The organism is Prevotella dentalis DSM 3688, from assembly GCF_000242335.1.
Taxonomy (GTDB): domain Bacteria; phylum Bacteroidota; class Bacteroidia; order Bacteroidales; family Bacteroidaceae; genus Prevotella; species Prevotella seregens.
Window position 1 is genome coordinate 1412368 of record NC_019960.1, and the last position, 20102, is coordinate 1432469.

The 20102-nt window shown below is 59.8% G+C and carries 16 protein-coding genes; 5 read left to right on the plus strand and 11 right to left on the minus strand.

Annotated elements, in window-relative coordinates; translation table 11 throughout:
• Positions 1–16: 16 nt before the first annotated feature.
• Complete coding sequence (locus PREDE_RS05585; protein ID WP_005844917.1) at positions 17–1354, plus strand: glycosyl hydrolase 53 family protein; 1338 nt, start codon at positions 17–19, stop codon at positions 1352–1354.
• Between the two features lie 209 nt (positions 1355–1563).
• Here the strand turns inward: PREDE_RS05585 and PREDE_RS05590 are convergent, their stop codons facing one another.
• From PREDE_RS05590 to PREDE_RS05630, 9 genes are all read right to left on the minus strand, one after another.
• On the minus strand, positions 1564–2325 hold the full coding sequence (locus PREDE_RS05590) for a four helix bundle suffix domain-containing protein (protein WP_005844919.1): 762 nt from the start codon (positions 2323–2325) through the stop codon (positions 1564–1566).
• A gap of 22 nt (positions 2326–2347) precedes the next feature.
• The gene (locus tag PREDE_RS05595; RefSeq protein ID WP_005844921.1) at positions 2348–3460 is read right to left on the minus strand and encodes an efflux RND transporter periplasmic adaptor subunit; all 1113 of its coding nucleotides are present in this window, start codon (positions 3458–3460) and stop codon (positions 2348–2350) included.
• A gap of 103 nt (positions 3461–3563) precedes the next feature.
• Positions 3564–4808 (minus strand): ABC transporter permease, encoded by a 1245-nt coding sequence (locus tag PREDE_RS05600; protein WP_005844923.1) that lies wholly within the window; start codon positions 4806–4808, stop codon positions 3564–3566.
• Positions 4805–6067: an ABC transporter permease gene (locus PREDE_RS05605; RefSeq protein WP_005844925.1), complete on the minus strand. Its 1263-nt coding sequence runs from the start codon at positions 6065–6067 to the stop codon at positions 4805–4807. Before PREDE_RS05605 ends, PREDE_RS05600 begins: the two co-directional genes overlap by 4 nt.
• A gap of 64 nt (positions 6068–6131) precedes the next feature.
• The gene (locus tag PREDE_RS05610; RefSeq protein WP_044126801.1) at positions 6132–6851 is read right to left on the minus strand and encodes an ABC transporter ATP-binding protein; all 720 of its coding nucleotides are present in this window, start codon (positions 6849–6851) and stop codon (positions 6132–6134) included.
• A 48-nt stretch (positions 6852–6899) separates the two neighbouring features.
• Positions 6900–7817, minus strand: coding sequence for a redoxin domain-containing protein (locus PREDE_RS05615; protein ID WP_005844929.1), 918 nt, complete (start codon positions 7815–7817; stop codon positions 6900–6902).
• A 14-nt stretch (positions 7818–7831) separates the two neighbouring features.
• A complete protein-coding gene (locus tag PREDE_RS05620) occupies positions 7832–9481 on the minus strand; it encodes an ABC transporter ATP-binding protein (RefSeq protein WP_044126915.1) in 1650 nt (549 codons plus the stop codon).
• Positions 9482–9555: 74 nt separating this feature from the next.
• Positions 9556–10434 (minus strand): NAD kinase, encoded by an 879-nt coding sequence (locus PREDE_RS05625; protein WP_005844933.1) that lies wholly within the window; start codon positions 10432–10434, stop codon positions 9556–9558.
• Between the two features lie 67 nt (positions 10435–10501).
• Positions 10502–12607, minus strand: a complete 2106-nt coding sequence (locus PREDE_RS05630) for a prolyl oligopeptidase family serine peptidase (protein WP_015298534.1) — start codon at positions 12605–12607, stop codon at positions 10502–10504.
• Between the two features lie 224 nt (positions 12608–12831).
• Here PREDE_RS05630 and PREDE_RS05635 point away from each other — a divergent pair, with 224 nt between their 5' ends.
• From PREDE_RS05635 to PREDE_RS05650, 4 genes are all read left to right on the plus strand, one after another.
• Positions 12832–13404, plus strand: a complete 573-nt coding sequence (locus PREDE_RS05635; protein ID WP_015298535.1) for a DJ-1 family glyoxalase III — start codon at positions 12832–12834, stop codon at positions 13402–13404.
• A gap of 39 nt (positions 13405–13443) precedes the next feature.
• Positions 13444–14133: a 2-C-methyl-D-erythritol 4-phosphate cytidylyltransferase gene (locus tag PREDE_RS05640; RefSeq protein WP_005844937.1), complete on the plus strand. Its 690-nt coding sequence runs from the start codon at positions 13444–13446 to the stop codon at positions 14131–14133.
• A gap of 44 nt (positions 14134–14177) precedes the next feature.
• A complete protein-coding gene (recG, locus tag PREDE_RS05645) occupies positions 14178–16280 on the plus strand; it encodes an ATP-dependent DNA helicase RecG (protein ID WP_005844939.1) in 2103 nt (700 codons plus the stop codon).
• Positions 16281–16777: 497 nt separating this feature from the next.
• Positions 16778–17746 carry a peptidoglycan DD-metalloendopeptidase family protein gene (locus PREDE_RS05650; RefSeq protein ID WP_005844941.1) on the plus strand — a complete coding sequence of 323 codons (969 nt, stop codon included), beginning with the start codon at positions 16778–16780 and terminating at the stop codon, positions 17744–17746.
• Between the two features lie 252 nt (positions 17747–17998).
• Here PREDE_RS05650 and PREDE_RS05655 read toward each other — a convergent pair whose 3' ends face one another.
• The gene (locus tag PREDE_RS05655) at positions 17999–18763 is read right to left on the minus strand and encodes a glycosyltransferase family 2 protein (protein WP_005844943.1); all 765 of its coding nucleotides are present in this window, start codon (positions 18761–18763) and stop codon (positions 17999–18001) included.
• Positions 18760–20034: a glycosyltransferase family 4 protein gene (locus PREDE_RS05660; RefSeq protein ID WP_005844945.1), complete on the minus strand. Its 1275-nt coding sequence runs from the start codon at positions 20032–20034 to the stop codon at positions 18760–18762. Before PREDE_RS05660 ends, PREDE_RS05655 begins: the two co-directional genes overlap by 4 nt.
• Positions 20035–20102: the final 68 nt, after the last annotated feature.

A 20102-nucleotide genomic window follows, 5' to 3' on the forward strand; every position in this document is an offset into this window, starting at 1 on the left:
CCCAAACTGATTGACGATGAACAACATCAAAAAACTATTCTCCCTGCTGTGTCTCTGCCCGCTGCTGGCCGGGGCGCAGAAGTATGTGGGCGGCGACATCTCGCTGCTGCCCACCTATGAAGAGCACGGCGTGCACTATCTCGACACCCACGGCACGCAGGTGCAGCTCCTGCCCTATCTGGGTCGGGAGGCCGGGTGGAACGCCATGCGCGTGCGCCTCTTCGTCGACCCGTCGAAGGCTCCGGCCGCCCACCGGCAGGAGGGCGTGCGCCAGGACCTCGACTACGTGACGGCCCTGGCCCGCCGCATCAAGGCCGAAGGTTATGCGCTGATACTCGATTTCCACTACTCCGACACCTGGACCGACCCGGGGCAGCACGCCACACCGTCGGCCTGGATCAGCTCAGACCCCTCGGTATTGGCCGACAGCGTGTACCGCTACACCGTGCGCTGCCTGGAGCATCTCAAGGCCAACGGCGTGGCTCCCGACCTCATTCAGCCGGGCAACGAGGTGACATTCGGCATGCTCTGGCCCACCGGGCGCTGCTATCCCGACGGCTCCCAATACGGCACGGGCAGATTTTCCAACTTCGTCGGTTATCTGCAGGCCGGCATCAAGGGCTGCCGCGAGGTGTGTCCACAGGCCAAAATCATTGTCCACACCGAGCTGAGCAGTGCCTGGAACGTCACCACTTTCTACAATACGCTGGGCAACCGGGTGGACTACGACATCATCGGGCTGAGCTATTACCCCGATTACCACGGCCCGCTCTCCACCCTCGCCTCCACCCTCACCACGCTGGAGGCACAGCATGCCGACAAAGACATCATGATTGTAGAGACGGGTTACGGAGCCCGCTGGTCGCTCAATGGCGACTACAGCAGTGCCGTGCAGCGAGCATGGCCCGTGACCGAGGCCGGCCAGAGGCAGTTCACGCTCGACCTCATCGGCGAGCTCGCCCGACACAGCCGCGTCACCGGCCTCTTCTGGTGGCTGCCCGAAGACAATGAGTTCTGGGCCGATAAGAATCCGGCCCGCAGTTCCTGGTGGAATGCCTCGCTCTATACGCAGAACACGGGCCGCCCCCTCGCCGCCCTTTTCGAGCTGCAACGGTTTGTCGGGCTCGACCCCACGGGCATCGCTGCCCCGCCCCTCGCTGGCAGCTCTCGGCCAGCGACCGGTACTTTCTGGCCCTCTGCCGGTTCCTTCCAACCCTCTGCCGGTGCTTCCCAGTCCTCTGCCAACACCTCGGATGCCTCGCCCGTCTATACCCTCCAAGGGGTGCAACTGCCTGCCAATGCCCCCTTACGCCGCGGGGTTTATGTCCAAGGGGGCAAGAAAATCGTGCGGTAAGCCGATGGGAGAGCATAGGATTTGGTAGGTGGTGATAGGCTTTGGATAGGAAATGATAGGCACTTATAAGCTTTTATAGGCACTTATAGGAACTTATAAGAGCCTATAATATCTTATAAAAGCCTACAAGAAAGCTTATAATAGCCTACAAGAGAGCTTATAAAAGCCTATAGGTGCCTATCACATTTCCCATCACCACCTATCCCCTCCTACGGCTGCTTATCCTCCCCTATTCCCTCACTTCCCGCCATTCTGAGTAGCCGGGCTATTTCCTGCTCACGGATGGCGAGCTGACGTTCGCGGGCTGCCAACTGCTGTTCGCGCTGCAAGGCGGCCTGTTCGCGCCGTATGAGCTCGTCGCAGCGGCGGGCATACTCATGGTCGTTGGCCGGGTACTGGTGGCTCTGCGGGTGCTGCTGACGGTAGGCCAGACGGCCGCGCGTCATCTCTTCCTTGATGCCGCCGGTCTCCAGAAACTTCTGTTTGAGCTTCTCTATGTAGTTGCGCAGCATCTGGTCTTCCTGGCAGATGAGCGTGATGCAGATATTGGCCAGTGCCTCGTCACTGCGTTTATCGATGTCGCGCATGTAGTATTCGCGGTCGTTGTGGGCCCGGCAGGCCCGGCGCACCTGCTCGTATTTGGCATCGCCAGGCTGCCATACCCGGAAGCCGTGGTGGGCAAGATAGTCGCGATAGTCCTCCAACAACTCTTGATGGCTGGCCTTGGCCACATTCATCAACTTGATTTCCGTCTCTTTCGAGGTGGCCGACGCTGCCGTTCCCTCTACGATATTCTGCTTGCCCGAGCGCGCCGCCTGAATCATTTGGTCCACGGTGCGATCCTTGTATTTGTCGAGAAAGTGGTGGCAGAAGTAGAAAGTGAGGTCGCAAATGCACTCTGCTTTCTTGTAGACCAGCAGGTGCTGGTACTGCCCATCCTGGGGCAGGAAGTTGTTGTTGAGCTTGACCATGGGGATGTTGGTTGGGGAATCATCACTTCCCTTCACTGTCCTTCACAATCTTCGGGCCGCGCACCTTGTCGCCTTTGCCCAATCCGCTCTTCACCTGAATATGGATGCCGTCGCTCAGGCCAGTGGTTACCTTGCGGCGGGTATAGGTTTTGGCCTCGGGCGTGCCGCCCACCAGATACACATAAGTGTCGTTGCCGCTGAACTCAATGGCGCTCTCGGGCACCGTGACGACACCACGGGCCTCGGCCAATACTATCTCGGCATTGGCACTGTAGCCCGAACGAATCTGCGTGCCGCCCACGCTGTGCACGGCCGCCTTAATCTCAAACTGGTTGGCTCCGTTGCTTTCCACCGCCTTGGGCGAGATGTATTCGAGCGAGGCGCCGAGCTTCTCGTTCTGCAAAGCACCGATGGTTATCTTCATGGGCATGCCTGTTACAATCTGCCCCACCTCGGTCTCGTCCACGTTGCCCCGGAAAATCAGGTCGCCCATGTTGGCCACGGTGGCAATGGTGGTACCGTCGTTAAAAGTGTTGGAGAGTATCACCGTGTTGCCCACCTTCACCGGAACGTCGAGAATGAGGCCGCTGATGGTGGAGCGGATGAGCGTGGAACTGGTGTTGGCGTTCTGCGACGACACGCCGTCGCGCACCACCTCCAGGTTGTCGCTGGCGGCGCGCAGCTCCTCGCGGGCCTGGTCGTAGGCCTGCCGTTTCTTGTCGTACTCGTCGCCCGAAACCAGCCCCTTGTCGTAGAGCGTCTTCTCGCGGTCGTAGTCCACCCGTGCCTGGCGCACATTTACTTCGGCCAGCCGCACCCGCGACTGGGCCGACGACAGCTGGCTCATGTCGGGTATCACCTTGACCTTGGCTATCACCTCGCCCGCCTCCACATGCTGGCCGGCCTGCTTGTAGATGTCGGTGATGATGCCCGAAATCTGCGGTTTCACGTTCACTTCGTTGCGCGGCTCTATCTTTCCCGTGATGATGGTGGTCTTGCGAATGTCGCGCACCACCGGCGAAAACTCCTCGTAGGCATCGGCCTGCGGACGGCTCTTCATCCACAGAAACACAAAAGTGCCCACGAAAATCAGCAGCACCACCGCTGCCACCATAAACTTGATGTACCTTTTCATATCTTTTGCTTGTTTAATTCCTATGTGCGCATGCCCTGTTCTCCAAGGATTCCCACAGTCGGGAGCCCTCCCCATCCATGTCCGGGAGGGCTGTCAACCGAGCCTACTCGTCGCGCATGGCATCCACGGGCTTGATGCTCATGGCCCGTGCAGCCGGTGCCAGACCGGCCAGCACGCCGAGCACGCTCAGCAAGGCCACGGCCCCCAGAGCCGTCCAGAAGCCCACTTGGAAGTGGGCCGAGGCTATGCCGTCGGTGGTATTGCCCACCTCTAGCATCTGTAGAATGATGACTGCCAGCAGGATGCCGCTCATGCCGGCCACGGCCGTAAGCACAATGCTCTCGGAAACAATCTGCGAAAGAATCATGCGCGGCGTGGCCCCGATGGCCCGCCGAATGCCAATCTCGGTGGTGCGCTCCCGCACGGTCACCATCATGATGTTGCTCACGCCGATGGCTCCAGCCAGCAAAGTGCCGATGCCCACCAGCCAGATGAGGAAGTTGACCCCCTTGAACAGACTGTCGACCATGCCGAACATCACCTCGGTGTTGAACACCGACACGGCTTTCTCGTCCATGGGATCCACGTGATGGGCCCGTGCAATGACCCCGCGGATGTGCTGCGTGATGCGACTCATCGTCACGCCGGGCTTGCCGGTGACGCAGATAAGGTGCACCTCGCTGCCCATGTTGTAGGCCTGTTGCATCAGTGTAAGCGGCACGACCACACTCTCCTCGGCCGAGCCGTTGATGCTCATGTTGCCCGAACTATAGTCTACACCCACCACGTTGAAATACATTGAGTCGATGCGAACCAGCTGTCCACAAGGGTCGCCGCCGCCGGGAAAGAGCGACTTGTAGACTTTCTTGCCAAGCACGCACACCTTGCGCCGCTGGGCCATGTCCATCTGATTGAGATAGCGGCCGTAGTACAGGCTGGGCTCTTCCACGCGTGCATACTCGGGCAGCAGCCCCTTGACCGAGGCCGTGGTCTTCTTGTCGCCGAAGACCACGGTGCGCTGCCACATGGAGATGACGGGCGACACCACATCGAGTTCGGGCACCTGGGCCCGCAGCCGCTCCACATCTTTATATTCCATATTCCACTCGCGGCCTTTCCGGAAGCCGTCGCAGGGCTTGGTGGTGGGCTGTGCAAAGACGATGGCCGAGTTGGTGGCGAAGCCGGCGAAATTGTTCGAGAGCAACTCTTTCAGGCCGGCACCGCCCCCGATGAGGGCCACAAGCATGAACACGCCCCAGAACACGCCGAAGCCGGTGAGCAGCGATCGCGTCTTGTTGCGCGTCAGCGTGTCGAGAATTTCACGGTAAGTATCGATGTCTATTTTCATTCTGCTCTCAATGCTTCGATGGGACGGATGCGGGCGGCACGGCGTGCCGGAATGATGCCGGCCATGGTACCGGCGAGGATCATCACCACAGTGGCCTCGATGCAAACGTCGAATCCCACGGTGGGATTGACGAACATCGTGGCCTTGAACAGGCCGGAGTCCACCTGCATGTGGCCTACGGTGGCATCCATGTACTGGTTGACGGCCACGCCGAGCATCATGCCGATGTAGCCAAAAAAGGTGGTTATGATGATGCTCTCGATGATAATCAGCCGCAAGATGGACCACGGCGTGGCCCCGATGGCCTTGCGCACGCCAAACTCGCGCGTACGTTCTTTCACGGTGATGAGCATGATGTTGCTCACACCAACGACTCCCGAGAGCAAGGTGAAGATGCCAATAATCCACAAGGCCGTGCGGATGATGCCCATTCCCATCTCCATTTGCAGGTTCTGCGTGAAGCGATTCCATATCCACACGGCGTTATCGTCGTCGGGGGCTGCCCGGTGGTTGGTGTTCAGTTCGGCCTTGTACTGCTTCTCGAAAGCCTCATTGGCTTCTTGACTCTCCAGTCCGTGAAAGGTAAAGACGATTCTGTCCACCTTGTCGCCGCGGTTATAGAGCGCGCGAAGCGTGGTGAAAGCGCAGTAGGCGTCGGTGTTCATCCCGCTCTGATCGCTCTGATAGATGCCCACTACACGGAAAGCCGACTGCCCCGCCTTGACGTAGCGGCCTACCAGTGAGGCCAGGCTGCCGTTGCCGACAAGCTCGCGTGCCTGCGTCTCGCTGATGACGAGCGTCTTGCGTTGCTGCGCATTGTCAATATCATTGACAAAGCGACCGTGGAGCATCACTATCTTATTGATTTGCTGCAAATTGGGATAGACGCCGCGAAGCGTGCTGTTCACGTAGTTGTCGGCCGCGGAAACCTGCACGCTGCCCTGCGCAATGGTGGCCCCAATGGTGTCCACTACCTGCTCGTGCCGATGCAGAGTAGTCTGCATGTCGGCATCGTTAAGGGTGATGTCGCGGCCCTCCATCAGTCCCTGATAGGCCTTGGACGTGACACCGCCACTCACCTGCATCGAGTTGGCCATGAAGCGGTCGGAGTTCTGCTGGGTGGCATTGATAAGTCCGTTGCCGGCTCCCAGCAGAAAGATGAGCATGAAAATGCCCCAGGCTACAGCAAAGCCCGTGAGTGCCGTGCGCAGTTTGTTGCGCCGGGCCGTGGCCCATATTTCTTCGAGAACATCACGCATAGAGACTGGTATTTAACAAGAAAAAAGAAAAGGAAATCGTGAATTTTGAATCCTAAGTTTTGAATTACTTCATCGGTCCCGCGCCTCCAAAGGGCGAGGCGTTGTGGTCGAGGTTCTCCTCGATACGGCCGATGAGTCCGTCTTTGATATGGATAATCTTGTTGGTCTCGTTGGCCACGCCGCTCTCGTGCGTCACCACGACGATGGTTTTGCGCTCTTCGACGTTGAGTTTCTTGAGCAGGGCCATCACCTCCACACTCGTCTTCGAGTCAAGGGCACCCGTCGGTTCGTCGGCGAGAATAATCTTGGGGTTGGTGATGAGGGCGCGGGCGATAGCCACGCGCTGCTTTTGTCCGCCCGACATTTCGTTGGGATAGTGGTCGGCCCAGGGCAAAAGCTCCAGCCGATCCAGATAGTCGAGGGCCATCTGATGACGCTTGCGGCGCGACACACCTTGGTAGAACAGAGGCAGTTCCACGTTCTCCACGGCTGTCTTGAAGCCGATGAGGTTGAAGCTCTGGAAGATGAAACCGATGAAACGGTTGCGGTATTCGGCGGCGCGCTTCTCACTGAGGTCGCGGATGAGCGTGTCGGCCAGCGTGTATTCACCGCTGTCATAGTTGTCGAGAATGCCGAGTATATTTAATAAGGTGGACTTGCCCGACCCTGAAGCACCCATGATTGAAACGAACTCGCCCTCGTCAATGTCAAGACTGATGCCCTTGAGCACGTGCAAGGGCTGGGCTCCAAAGTAGGTCTTGTTGATGTCTTTGAGGTGTATCATCATGATGAAAAGACGCTGAACGGCAGTAGAAAGTTGCAGTTTGGGGGATTAATAAGCAAACTTGAAAGGCATGTTGTATTTTACTCTCTGCTTTCGACCAGCTTTCTCGCCGGGCTTCCAGCAGGGCATGGCACGCACCACACGCAGGGCCTCCTGCGTGAAAAGCGTGCGGCAGAGCGTCTCCTGTTCCTTGATTTCGTCCACCGTCACAGGGCCTTTGACCTTTATGCTGCCTATCTGCGTATAGTTACTGATGGCCAAGTCACTGACGGAACCGTCACGATCGACCACAAACGACACCACGACACGGGCCTTGGCACCCAGTTTCTCGCAAGTCTTGGGGAAACGGAGATGGCCTTTCACAAACTGCATCAACGCCGGTACTCCCCCAGGAAACTCCGGCATCTTCTGTTGGTAAGGCTCAAACTTGCCGGCCGCCTTGAGCTCGGACAGACGATCCGACAGCTTGTTCACATCTACCGTGCCCAGGTTTACCGTGCCGTCGGGGTTGAGCAGGTACAGCGTGGGAATCCAGTTGATGTGATAATCCTTGGACACCTGCGTCTCCTTCCACTTCTTCAGCTCAGACACCTGCTTGCCAATCATCTTGTTTTTCTCCCGCACGCACTTCTTCCACTGCGCTGAATCGGTGTCGAACGACACGCCGACAAACTGCACGCCATCCTCGAAATACTGTTCGGAAAGCTTGCTCACGGCCGGCATTTCCCGGCGGCAGTCGCCGCACCAAGAGGCCCAAAAGTCGATAACCGTATAGCCATCGCTGTATTCGTGTCTAAGGTTCACGAGTTGTCCATCGGTGTCGGGCAGACTGAAGTCGGGGGCCTGGGTGCCGGACTTCAGCAGTTCGGCTCCGTATTTGGCATCAAGGTCTTCGCTCTTTTTCTGTGCATGCAGCGTTGAGAGGCATGCGCTCAGCAGCGCAACTGCCAGCAAAACTTTCTTCATAAGCTGTCTGTGGTTTATATTTTCTCGATTCTTAATGTCTGGTCGCAGTAGTCCACCACGGCCGGGCGGTGGGTAATGAAGATGACGGTCTTGTTCCGAGCCGACAGAATATTGCGCAAAAGCTGCCGCTCTGTCTCGGGATCGAGGGCTGAAGTAGCCTCGTCGAAAAGCATGATGCTGCGGTCGCGCAGCAGCGCACGGGCAATGGCAATGCGCTGGGCCTGGCCTTCGGAGAGGCCGCCGCCGGCCTCAGCGCACTCGGTGTTGAGCCCTGCCGGCAGGTCCATCACGAAGTCTGCACAGCTCTTGTGCAGGGCTTCGTACATCTCCTCGTCGGTGGCACTGAGCTTGCCCAGCCGCAGATTGTCGCGGATGGTGCCGCTCATCAGCGTGTTGCCTTGGGGCACATACACGAAATTGCAGCGCAGCCGGGGCGAGAGCACATAGTGGCGGTGGGCGTTGTAGACCTCGGCCCGCCCTTTCTGCGGAGCCAAGAGGGCCAGAATCATACGCACCAGCGTGGTCTTGCCCGCACCCGTTTCGCCGAGAATGGCCGTGCACGAGCCCGGGTAGAAGTCGAAACTCAGGTCGCGTATCACGTCGCCGTCAATGTCGTCATAGCGGTATGACGCATGGACGAAGCGCACCCCGCAGGCCCCGTCGAGGTCAATGGGAGCGCCCCGTTCCTCAAGTCGGTCCTCCTCAAGCTCCATCAAGCGCTCTGCCGCAGTGAACACAGAGACGAAAGCCGGGGCCAGTCGGGTGAGGCTCCGCGCCGGACTCTGTATCCTGTTCACCAGTTGCAGGAAAGCCGTCATGCCGCCGAAGGTGAGGCTGTGGTGCGACATGCGCAGGGCTGCCCAGAGAAAAGCCACCAAATAACCCATGGCAAAGCCCAGGTTGATCACCAGATTGCTGAACACGGAAAAGAGCGTTCGGCGCACCACGCGCTGGCGAAGCTCGCACTGTGTGGTCTCCAACCGCCCCACCATAGGCTCTTCGCTCTCCAGTGTCTTGATGAGCATGCGGTGCTGAATGGTCTCCTGGAGCACGCTCTGCACCTTGGAGTCCGACGAACGAACGGCTCGCGTGAGGTGGCGCATCCGGCGAACGTAGACCTTGCTGGCGGCTATGAACACCGGAATGATGCCCACTGTGATGAGCGCCAGGCGGGCATCCATGACGAAAAGATAGCAGAAAGCACCCACGAACAGCGTGAGCACGGAGAGCGTGTTGGGAATGGTCTCGGTGAGAAAGCCCACCACATTGTTCACGTCTATCTCCAAACGGTTGAGCACATCGCCGGAGTGGTGCTTCTCTTTGCCATGCCACTCGGATCGCAGGATGCGGTCGAGCATGTGTTGCTGCATGCGGTTTTGTGCACGGATGCCAAGAATATTGCGCACCCACACACTGGAGATATTGAGTGCAAAGTCGAGCAGAACAAGGCCGCCCATCAGGGCCACGGCCCAGTAGATGGAGCCCGCCACCACGCCCGAAGCCACATCGACGGCGTGCTGCACCGCCCACACCTGGGCCAGCGACACCCCCACCGAGGCCTGACCTATAAGGGCATTGAGCACGGCCTGCAGCCGATTGCCGCGCCAGGCCCACCACAACCAGCGCAGAATGCTGCGGGCCGAGTATTTGTTAGAGCCCGCCATCAACCGGCCCAACCGTCTCAAGGGGTTCTGTCTAAAGAGTTGCATACGCATGTTCTGTCTCGGGTCTCAAGGGTTTATCCGCGCTGGTCGGCTCCCCACATCAGCTTCTCGCGCAGCGTGGAGAAGTAACGGGCCGACCGTAGCTTGACCATTTGCACCTCGTAGGGGGCCTTGCGGATGGTGATTTGCGTGCCCTCGCACAGCTTTTCCGACCGTCCGTCGATGGCCACGAGGAAGTTGTGGCTGCGGCTTTCCACCTCAAGCCGTATCACACTGTCGTCCTTAACCACGATGGGCCGGATGTTTAGGCTGTGGGGAGCCACGGGAGTGATGCAGAGTGTATCGGCCGACGGCACCACGATGGGCCCGCCCGTGGAGAGGTTGTAGGCCGTGCTGCCGGTCGGTGTGGCGATGAGCAGGCCGTCGGCCTGATAGGTCACGAGGTACTCGCCATTGATACTACACCGGATGGAAATCATCGAAGCGTTGTCGCGTTTCAGCAGGGCGATGTCGTTCAGAGCATAGGGAGAGCCCTCGATGGGCTCGCCTTCGGCCTCGATCATAATCACGGTGTGCCGCTCTACACGGCATTCTCCGGCATAAATCTCGTCGATGGCGCAGCCCACCTCTCCCGGCAACACTTCGGCCAGAAAGCCCAGCCGACCCATGTTCACCCCGAGGATGGGCGTGCCCTTGGCCCCCACCTTGCTGGCAGCGCGCAGGAAAGTGCCGTCGCCGCCCAGTGAAATCACATAGTCCACGTCGAAGTTGTAATCATCGAATACGCCCGAACACCAAGGCTCCTCGCCGCTTTTGACGAGAAATTCATAGTAGGGACGGTCGAAATAAACCTCGGAATTGTGGGCGCGCAGCGTGTCGACGAGCTGCCGCACGGCCACCGACTTCTTGACCTGGTACTCGTTACCAAAGAGGGCAAAGCGCAGTTTCTTCATAGGCTGACGGGTGATGGGGTTCGGATTCCATGTTTTTGTAGAGGCGTGCCACGGGCAAGGCCTGTCCTTATTTATACTTCATGCCCAGATTCTGCATGATGAAGCTGTAGATGTCGGCATACTCTTCGAGCTGTTTGGCCAGCGGCTTTCCACCTCCGTGCCCCGCCTTGCTGTCGATGCGGACAAGCACCGGAGCCTCGCCCGCCTGACACTCCTGCAGCGTGGCGGCAAACTTGAACGAGTGGGCCGGCACCACACGGTCATCGTGGTCGGCCGTGGTGACGAGCGTAGCCGGGTAGCGGGTGCCGGGTTTCAGGTTGTGCAGGGGCGAGTAGGCCCGCAGATACTCAAACATTTCCTTGCTGTCGGCACTCGTTCCATAGTCGGGAGCCCAGTTCCATCCGATGGTAAAGCGGTGGTAGCGCAGCATGTCCATCACGCCCACCTCGGGCACACACACCTTGAAGAGGTCGGGGCGTTGCGTCATGCACGCACCGACGAGCAGTCCGCCGTTGCTGCCTCCCACGATGGCGAGCTTGTCCTTGCTGCTGTATTTGTTGGTGGTGAGCCACTCGGCAGCGGCGATAAAGTCGTCGAACACGTTCTGCTTCTGCATCTTTGTGCCGGCCAAATGCCACTCTTCACCATACTCGCTGCCCCCGCGCAGGTTGGCTTGGGCATAGATGCCCCCGCTCTCGAGGAAGGGAATGCGCATGGAAGAGAACGAGGGGGGCAGCGAAATGTTGAACCCGCCATAGGCATAGAGGTACACAGGATTCCGTCCATCGCGCTTCAATCCTTTCTTATAGGTGAGAAACATCGGCACGCGCGTGCCGTCCTTGCTGGTATAAAACACCTGCTCGGTCACGAAATCGCCCTGCCTGAAGTTCACTTTCGGCTGCGCGTAGACGGTGCTGCGATCCTGTTCGGCATCGTAGTGGTAGACCGTGCCGGGCACGGTGAACGAGGAAAAGCTGTAGAAACACTCCTTCAACTCGCGCTTGCCGTAGAACGAGGCACTGCCTGCCGAGGGCAGCTTGATCTCGTGCAGCCGACGCCCTTCCAGCGTATAGAGGTACGCATGACTCGAAGCATCCTGGCTGTATTCCAGTATCATCCGGCCGTTGGTAAAGGTCACACCCTCGAGCACACCGCTGCCCTCGGGCACCAGTTCCTGCCACTCCGCAAAGCCCGGACGCTGCACCGTGGTCACCATCAGGCGGTTGCGGGGCGCGCCGTCGTTGGTGTAGAGGTAGATGCTGTCGCCTATGGTCTGTACGGGCGAATACTGCAGGTCCATGTTCGCCGTCATCTGGATGAACTGGGAGCCGGGCACGCGCAGGTTGCGCACGTAGAGATTGTTGCCCGATCCGGCACCCGCCTCATAGAGAAACATCAGCGTTTCCTCCTTGTTCACCGAGACACTGTAGAAGCGCAGAGGGTAGGCGGGATTCTGATAGAAGAGCACATCCTCGCTCTGCGGCGTGCCCATGCGGTGGTAGTACACCTTGTGCACCTCGTTCTTGCTGCTGAATTCCCTGCCTTTCTCCGGCGCATCGTAGGCACTGTAGTAGAATCCATCGCCGTACCAAGCGGCTCCACTGAACTTGCTCCAGCGGATATGGTCGGGCAGGTCGCGGCCTGTTTTCACGTCCTTGACATAGATTTCCTGCCAGTCGCTGCCGCTTCTCGAGATGGTATAAGCCATGTATTTGCCATTGTTGGAGAAGCTGACGCCCCGCAGGGCAACGGTTCCATCCGTGCTCAAAGCGTTGGGATCGAGAAACACCTGCCCCGTGCCGCCCAGCCGATCCAGCCGGTAGAGCACGCTCTGATTCTGCAATCCGTCGTTGCGATAGCAGTACCACGCGCCGTGCTGTTCAAAGGGCACGCCCACCTTTTCATAGTTCGCCACGGCTTTCAACCGGGCCATGAGCTTGCTGCGGAACGGGATTTTGCCCAGATAGGCAGCCGTCACGGCATTCTCTGCCTCGACCCAAGCACGGGTCTCGGCACTGGTGTCATTCTCTAAAGGGCGGAAAGGGTCGGGCACTCTTACACCAAAATATTCGTCCACGGTACCGTCTTTCGGGGCTGCAGGATACTGAATGTGCTGCGCCATAGCCGACGTTGCCGAAAGGGCAAGGGCCGACAGCCATAATGTTTTCTTCATAAGTCTCTCGTCTTCGAGTTTGTGTGCAGTCTGTTTGGCTACTCTTGCAAATTTACGCAAAATCGTCAACAAAAGCCGTTCTACGGCCAACGAATGTGCCGTTTTATCCTAAATTAACACACGCCACGGGCCCGAAAGTAGATTTTTTTCGTAAGTTTGTACAGTGTTTAACGGCCCGACGCGATGCCAATTGGCCGCAAACGGCAACCAATCCCATCAAGACTATGGCTCAAGTTTATGAATTTCTGGCCACCGGCTTCGAGGAAATCGAGGCACTGGCCCCGGTCGACATCCTGCGCCGCGGCGGTGTCGAGGTGAAGACAGTAAGCGTCACGGGCTCCGATTTCGTGGAATCCGCACACGGCGTGACCATCAAGGCCGACATGCGATTCGAGCAGGGCGGCGACTTTGCCGATGCCGACATGCTCCTGCTACCCGGCGGAATGCCGGGGGCTGCCAACCTCAAGGCCCACGAGGGCGTGTGCCAGGCCCTGCTCCGCCAGCACGAGCGCGGCCGCCGCATCGGTGCCATCTGCGCCGCCCCGATGGTGCTCGGCGCCATCGGACTGCTGCAAGGCCGGCAAGCCACCTGCTACCCGGGCTTCGAGAAGTTCCTCACCGGGGCCGACTACACGGCCCGCCTGTGGCAAGAAGACGGCAACATCATCACCGGCGAGGGTCCCGCCGCCACTCTGCCCTACGCTTACCGCATCCTGAGCTACTTCGTTGGCGAGGACCAAATGCGCGAAATACAGCAGGGCATGATGTACGTTCATCTCATGGAGTCGCGCGGCTGAGACGCGCGCCCCCGCTTGTTCCAACATCAAGACAACCCTATGGACTATGCCATCATCGTGGCCGGAGGCAAGGGGCTGCGCATGGGCGGCGACCTGCCCAAGCAGTTTCTGCCCTTGGCCGGCCGGCCGGTGCTCATGCACACGCTGGAAAAGTTTCATGCTTTCAGCCCCGACCTTTCCCTCATCCTCGTGCTGCCCCACGACCAGCAACTCCTGTGGCAACAGCTCTGCACGCAACACCATTTCGACATTCCCCACACCCTGACCGACGGCGGCGACACGCGCTTTGCCTCTTCGCAGCGCGGCCTGGCCTGCATTCCCGCCGACGCCGAGGGCCTCGTGGCCATCCACGACGGCGTGCGCCCCTTTGTCTCGCCGGAGGTCATCCGTCGCTGCTTCGACGCAGCCCGCGAAGACTATGCCGCCATACCCGTGATGCCTGTCACCGACACGCTGCGCTATGTGGACCGCGGCCACGGCAACAACGTCATGCGCGCACACTTCCGCACGGTGCAGACCCCCCAGGTGTTCGACATTTCCCTGGCCCGCCAGGCTTTTGCCCAGCCCTATCGTGACAGCTTTACCGACGATGCCTCAGTCGTTGAGAGCCTTGGCTGCCAGGTGACCATGGTCGAAGGCAACCGCGAGAACATCAAACTCACCACGCCGTTCGACCTGTTGGTGGGCGAGGCACTCTGCCAATTAAAGGGTAAAAGTGTAAAAAAGTAAAAGAGTAAAAAGGGAAAAAGACAAAGATTTGGCCTCGATTCATCATGCCCACCATCTTAGACCAAGACATCATGTACCTCGCCGGCGTGGGCCCACGCCGGAAAGAGATTCTGGGCAGCCAGCTCAACATCAAGTCGTGGCGCGACCTGCTGGAGTATTATCCTTATAAATATGTGGACCGCACGCGGATATACCGCATCGACGAACTCACGGGCGACATGCCGTTCGTGCAGGTCAAGGGCCGCATCCTGAGCTTCGAGGAGTTTGCCATGGGGCCGCGCAAGAAGCGCATCGTCGGGCATTTCACCGACGGCCACGGCGTCGTCGACCTCGTGTGGTTCAATGGCACCAAATATGTTTACCAGAATTACAAGGTGGGCGAGGAGTTCATCGTCTTCGGCAAGCCCACGGTGTTTCAGGGGCGCTACCAGTTTGCCCACCCCGACATGGAGAAAGCCACCGACGTGAAGCTGTCCGAGATGGGCATGCAACCCTGTTACGTCACCACGGAGAAGATGAAAAACATGGGCATGACCTCGCGCGCCATCGAGAAACTCACCAAGGCCCTCGTGACCCGCATCCCGCCGGGGGCCATCGCCGAGACGCTGCTCCCGTCGATGACAGGCCGCCTTCACCTCATGTCGCGCGAGGATGCCTTCCGCAAGATTCACTATCCGCAGAGCCTCGACGACGTGCAGCGCGCGCAGGTGCGCCTCAAGTTTGAGGAGTTGTTCTACGTGCAGCTCAACATCCTGCGCTATGCCGCCGAGCATCGGCAGAAATACCAGGGCTACATCTTCAGCCGCATCGGCCGCGCTTTCCTCTCTTTTTACAACGATCACCTGCCTTTTGCCCTCACCGGGGCCCAGAAGCGCGTGATGCACGAGATACGCAACGACATGCGCACAGGCCGCCAGATGAACCGTCTGCTCCAGGGCGACGTGGGTTCGGGCAAGACACTCGTGGCCCTGCTCACCATGCTCATCGCCATCGACAACGGCTACCAGGCCTGCATCATGGCCCCCACCGAGATTCTGGCCGAGCAGCACCTCGACACCATCCGCGCGTTTCTTCGGGACTCCGACGTGCGCGTGGCCCTGCTCACGGGCGTCGTCAAGGGCAAGCGGCGGCGCGAAGTGCTCGGCCGGCTGGCCTCGGGCGACATCGACATCCTCGTGGGCACCCACGCTGTCATCGAGGATACCGTGCAGTTCCGCCGGCTGGGGCTGGCCGTCGTCGACGAGCAGCACCGCTTCGGCGTGGCCCAACGGGCCAAGTTGTGGCACAAGAGCGAGCGGCCGCCCCACATCCTCGTCATGACCGCCACGCCCATTCCGCGCACGTTGGCCATGACCATCTACGGCGACCTCGACGTGAGCGTCATCGACGAACTGCCTCCCGGCCGCAAGCCTATCCAGACCTTGCACAAATACGACAACCAGACCACCTCGCTCTACAACGGCATACGCCAGCAGATTCGCGAGGGGCGGCAGGTCTACATCGTGTTCCCGCTCATTGAGGAAAGCGAAAAAATGGACCTCAAGAACCTGGAAGACGGCTTCCGCTCGCTTTGCGACATCTTTCCAGAGTTCCGTCTGAGCAAGGTCCACGGCAAGATGAAGGCCCGCGAGAAAGAGGCCGAGATGCAGAAGTTTGTCAGCGGCGAGACGCAGATCCTCGTGGCCACCACGGTTATCGAGGTGGGCGTCAACGTGCCCAACGCCTCGGTCATGGTCATTCTCGAGGCCCAGCGCTTCGGCCTGTCCCAGCTCCACCAGCTGCGCGGACGCGTAGGGCGCGGGGCTAAACAGAGCTACTGCATCCTCGTCACCGGCTACGAGCTCTCGGCCGAGACACGCAAACGCATCGACATCATGTGCGACACCAACGACGGTTTCCGCATTGCCGAGGCCGACTTGAAGCTGCGCGGCCCCGGCGACCTCGAGGGCACCCAGCAGAGCGGCATGGCTTTTGACTTGAAGATTGCCGACATTGCCCGCGACGGCCAGCTCGTGCAGATGGCCCGCGACGAGGCCCAGCGCATCATCGACGACGACCCCCAGTGCCGGAAATCCGACTATGCTCTACTCTGGAACCACCTGCGCGAGCTGCGCAAGACCCACGTGAACTGGGCGGCCATCAGCTAAGCCGCACCATGCCCTCCCCCATATCCCCTTGCTTGGCACCGTCCGTCACGCCACGGGGTGGCTTTCGGCCGTGGGCCGAATGGCGGCCGGGAGCCATGCACAAATGGGCGGACACCATGTCGAAACAGCCTTTTCGAGGAGTGCGGCCATATCATTCGCAACGCGCGGTCGGACGCATTCTATTCTGAATACGGCAAATGTTGTTCTGTTTTTCCCAACGACTTGCGATAGGTCAAGCAGCGGACTGAAATGCTTCCCTTTGTGTTATTTAACTGTTAACGCGTAGGGGGAAACGAGCATAATGTGTTAAATAGACCATAATTTCTGTTAAGAGGAGGGCGTTGGCGGCATTTTTTTAGTATCTTTGTCGGGTCTTCCGAAAATTGGCAGAGCTCTCGTGTTGCCCGTCAATTGGTTTTCGGGGTTGGCATGACCGCTGTTTGTCATGCCGTCGATGGCTCCGCGGAAGGCCAAAACCTATAAAGAAAACAATATAGATGACTTTTAAGACGACAATAAAGACACTTGCCCTATCCCTCCTCTTTGCCTTGGCGGCGGAGCCCGTCTGCGGGCAAGACCTGCTGGCCCGGCAAGCTCCCGTCGACCGCCGTGCCAAAAAGCTCGACTCCATCGAAGTCCGCGCTTTCGTAGAAAAAGAAAACCTGCAGTCCCCCGCAGCTCAACTTTATGGGGACGACTGGGACAACCGCTATGCACACCGCACCACCGAGCTGCCCGATTCCTTTGTCATCAACCTGCGCCACTTCTGCATGCCCACGCCAAGCCGCGTGGTAACCAGTAACTTCGGCAGCCGCTGGGGCCGCCAGCACAAGGGCCTCGACATCAAGGTCTACATCGGCGACACCATCCGCGCCGCCTTCTCGGGCAAGGTGCGCGTGGTGAGATACGAGGGTAGAGGCTATGGCAACTACATCGTCATCCGTCACCCCAACGGCTTGGAGACCATCTACGGGCACCTGTCCAAGCAGCTTGTCACCGAGAATCAGAACGTGCGGGTGGGCGAACCCATAGGCCTGGGCGGCAATACAGGCCGCAGCACCGGCTCCCATCTCCACTTCGAGACGCGCCTCTGCGGCGTGGCCCTGAACCCGGCGCTCTTCTTCGACTTCCGCAATCAGGACGTAGTGGCCGACCAGTACGTATTCAACAAGGCCACCTACGAGCGTGAGTCGGACGTGGCTACCCGCGAACGCGGCAAGGTTGGCAACGGCGGCTACACGCGAGACCAGATTTATGGCGAGGTGGGCCACAGCGAAGAGACGGCCTCCACGGCCGTGCGCAACGCGGCCAATGTGCCCGAGCGCGTCTACTACAAGGTGCTCAAGGGCGACACCCTCGAGTCGATTGCCAAGAAATGCGGCGTGACGGTCGACGTCATCTGCCGGCTCAACGGCTACCGCAAGAACCAGACCGTGCGGCCCGGACAAATCATTCGCTACGTGTAGCCGTCCTGCGGCTTCCGCCTACACCCCAACACACAGCATCCCCCGCCGGCCAGTCCGACGGGGGATGCTTGCGTTTGGCAACAGGCCAAAAGGGAGAGGACGAAACAAAGAGGGCGTGGCCGCAGAATGAAGAAGCCGCAATCGCACGCGCTTTACGCCGCAATCGCACGCACTTTACGCCGTAATCGCACGGCCGTTACGCCGCAATCGCGCAGACCCCAAGGCGGCAGGGCGGTCGAAGCACGCGTCGCCCTACTTGCGCACCACGAACCACAGGTGCATGGCCACCGTGGAGAGCCAGCCGTAGTGGCGGGTCATCACGCGGAAACGCTCGAGCAGCGAGGCACGGTGGTGCCGAACGGTCATGCCGCCGTCGAGGTAATTGACCAGCACCTCGCCCACGCCACGCAGCGGCAGCCGTGCGTCCTCGGCCCGCTTCATCACCCGGATGCACCAGTCCACATCGGCCGAGAAGCGGTAGCGCAGGTCGTAGGGCGTGGCCTGTGCCAGGTCGCGGCGGGCATAGAAAGCTTGATGGCACACCAGCATGCCGTGGCGGAACGACCGCCACGAGAGCACGGCCGGCGGCTGCAACCGCCGGTGACGCAGGAAGCGGCCCTCGTCGTCCACAATGTCGGCCAGCCCGTAGAGCACGCCGGGCAGCCGCTCACCCTCGCCCACACTGGCCGCCACGTGCTCCAGCGTGTCGGCCGAGGGCAGCACGTCGCCCGCATTGAGAAACACCACATAATCACCCGTGGCACGGGCCAGCCCCTTGTTCATGGCATCGTAGAGGCCGTCGTCGGGCTCCGACGTCACGCTCACGCGGTGGCCGTTGCCGGCCTCGGCCGACCATTTCCGGTAGGCTTCGGCACGGGCCACGGTGTCGTCGGCCGACCGGCCGTCGACAATGAGGTGCTCCACGGCCGGGTACGTCTGGGCCAGCACACTGTCGAGCGTGCGCTGGATTTCGTGACCGGCATTGTAAGTGCAGGTGATAAGGGAAAACGCAATCATAGGGAATAGTCTTTAAAAGCCATGGCCTGATTGTACACCTCGATGTAGCGCATGGCCACCGACCGCTGTGAATAGCTGGCGGCCACCTTGGAAAGGGCCTGGCGTTGCAGGTCGGCATAGTCGGCTTCGCCGAGCACCCAGCGGATGCCCGCGGCCAGGTCGGCCGCATCGCGAAAGGCGGCCACGTAGCCATTGCGCCGGTGGTCGATCATCTCGGGGATGCCGCCCACCTTGAAGCCCACACAAGGCACGCCGCAGGCCATGGCCTCCATGATGGTGTTGGGCAGGTTGTCCTCGAGCGACGGCAGCACGAACACGTCGGCTGCATTGTAGACATCCACAATCTTCCGCTCGTCGCTCACATAGCCCAAGGGGAAAGCGGGCAGGGCCAGCTGGGCGACCACGTCTTCGGAGTGGCCGCCGAGGATAGCCACCACTGTGTCGGCAGCCATGTCGGGACGGCTTTCGGCCAGCTGCCTCACGGCCTCCACCAAGTAGGTCATGCCCTTGCGCTCCATCGTAGCACGCTGCGACACGAAAAGGATGACACGCTTGTCCACGGGCAGTTGCAGCCGGCTGCGGCACTCCCGACGGTCGCGTGGGGCATAGACACGGGTGTCGATGGGGTTGGGAATGGGCTCCACATAGAGGCCGGCAAGCAGTCTGCTCTGCCGGGCTTGGTCGGCCAGCCACTTGCTGCACGTCACAAAGTGGATGTTGCTGTTGCGGTAAATCTTCTGCTTACGGGCGTAGACACGGGCCGAAAGATCGTTGACCGAGCCTCCGCCGGGCAGCAGCCGGCAGTGGTGACAACCCGTCTTGAAGGCTGCACAGCCTCGTGCATAGTGGCAGATGGCCGAGGCCGGCCACAGGTCGTGCATGGTCCAGACCACGGGTTTGCCGCTGCGAAGAATCTTGCGAATGGAGCCCAGCGAGAGCATCCCTTGGTTGATCCAGGAGAGATGGACGACATCGGCCTCGCTGAATTCGGGCAGCGAGGTGATGTCGGTACCGGCGTTGGCCATGTCGATCTCGAAGAGATGCTCGCGCGAGAAGTGCAGATGCGCGAAGATGCAGAACCGTTCCCACAGGAAGTTCCACCGCTGCAGCCAAGGCCGGGGCAGGCCGGCCACCATGATGTTGTCGGTCTGCTTGTCGCCCACCAGCATCTTGGCCTTGACCCCATTGTTGTTCAGGGCCTCCATCAGCCGGCCGGCAGCCACGGCCGCCCCCCCGGTTTTCTCGCTTGTATTTACGATGAGTACTCTCATGGGCAATACTAATTTAATCGCAAAGGTAATAAAATCATTTCAAAAGATAGCGGCCAAACAGGCTGTTT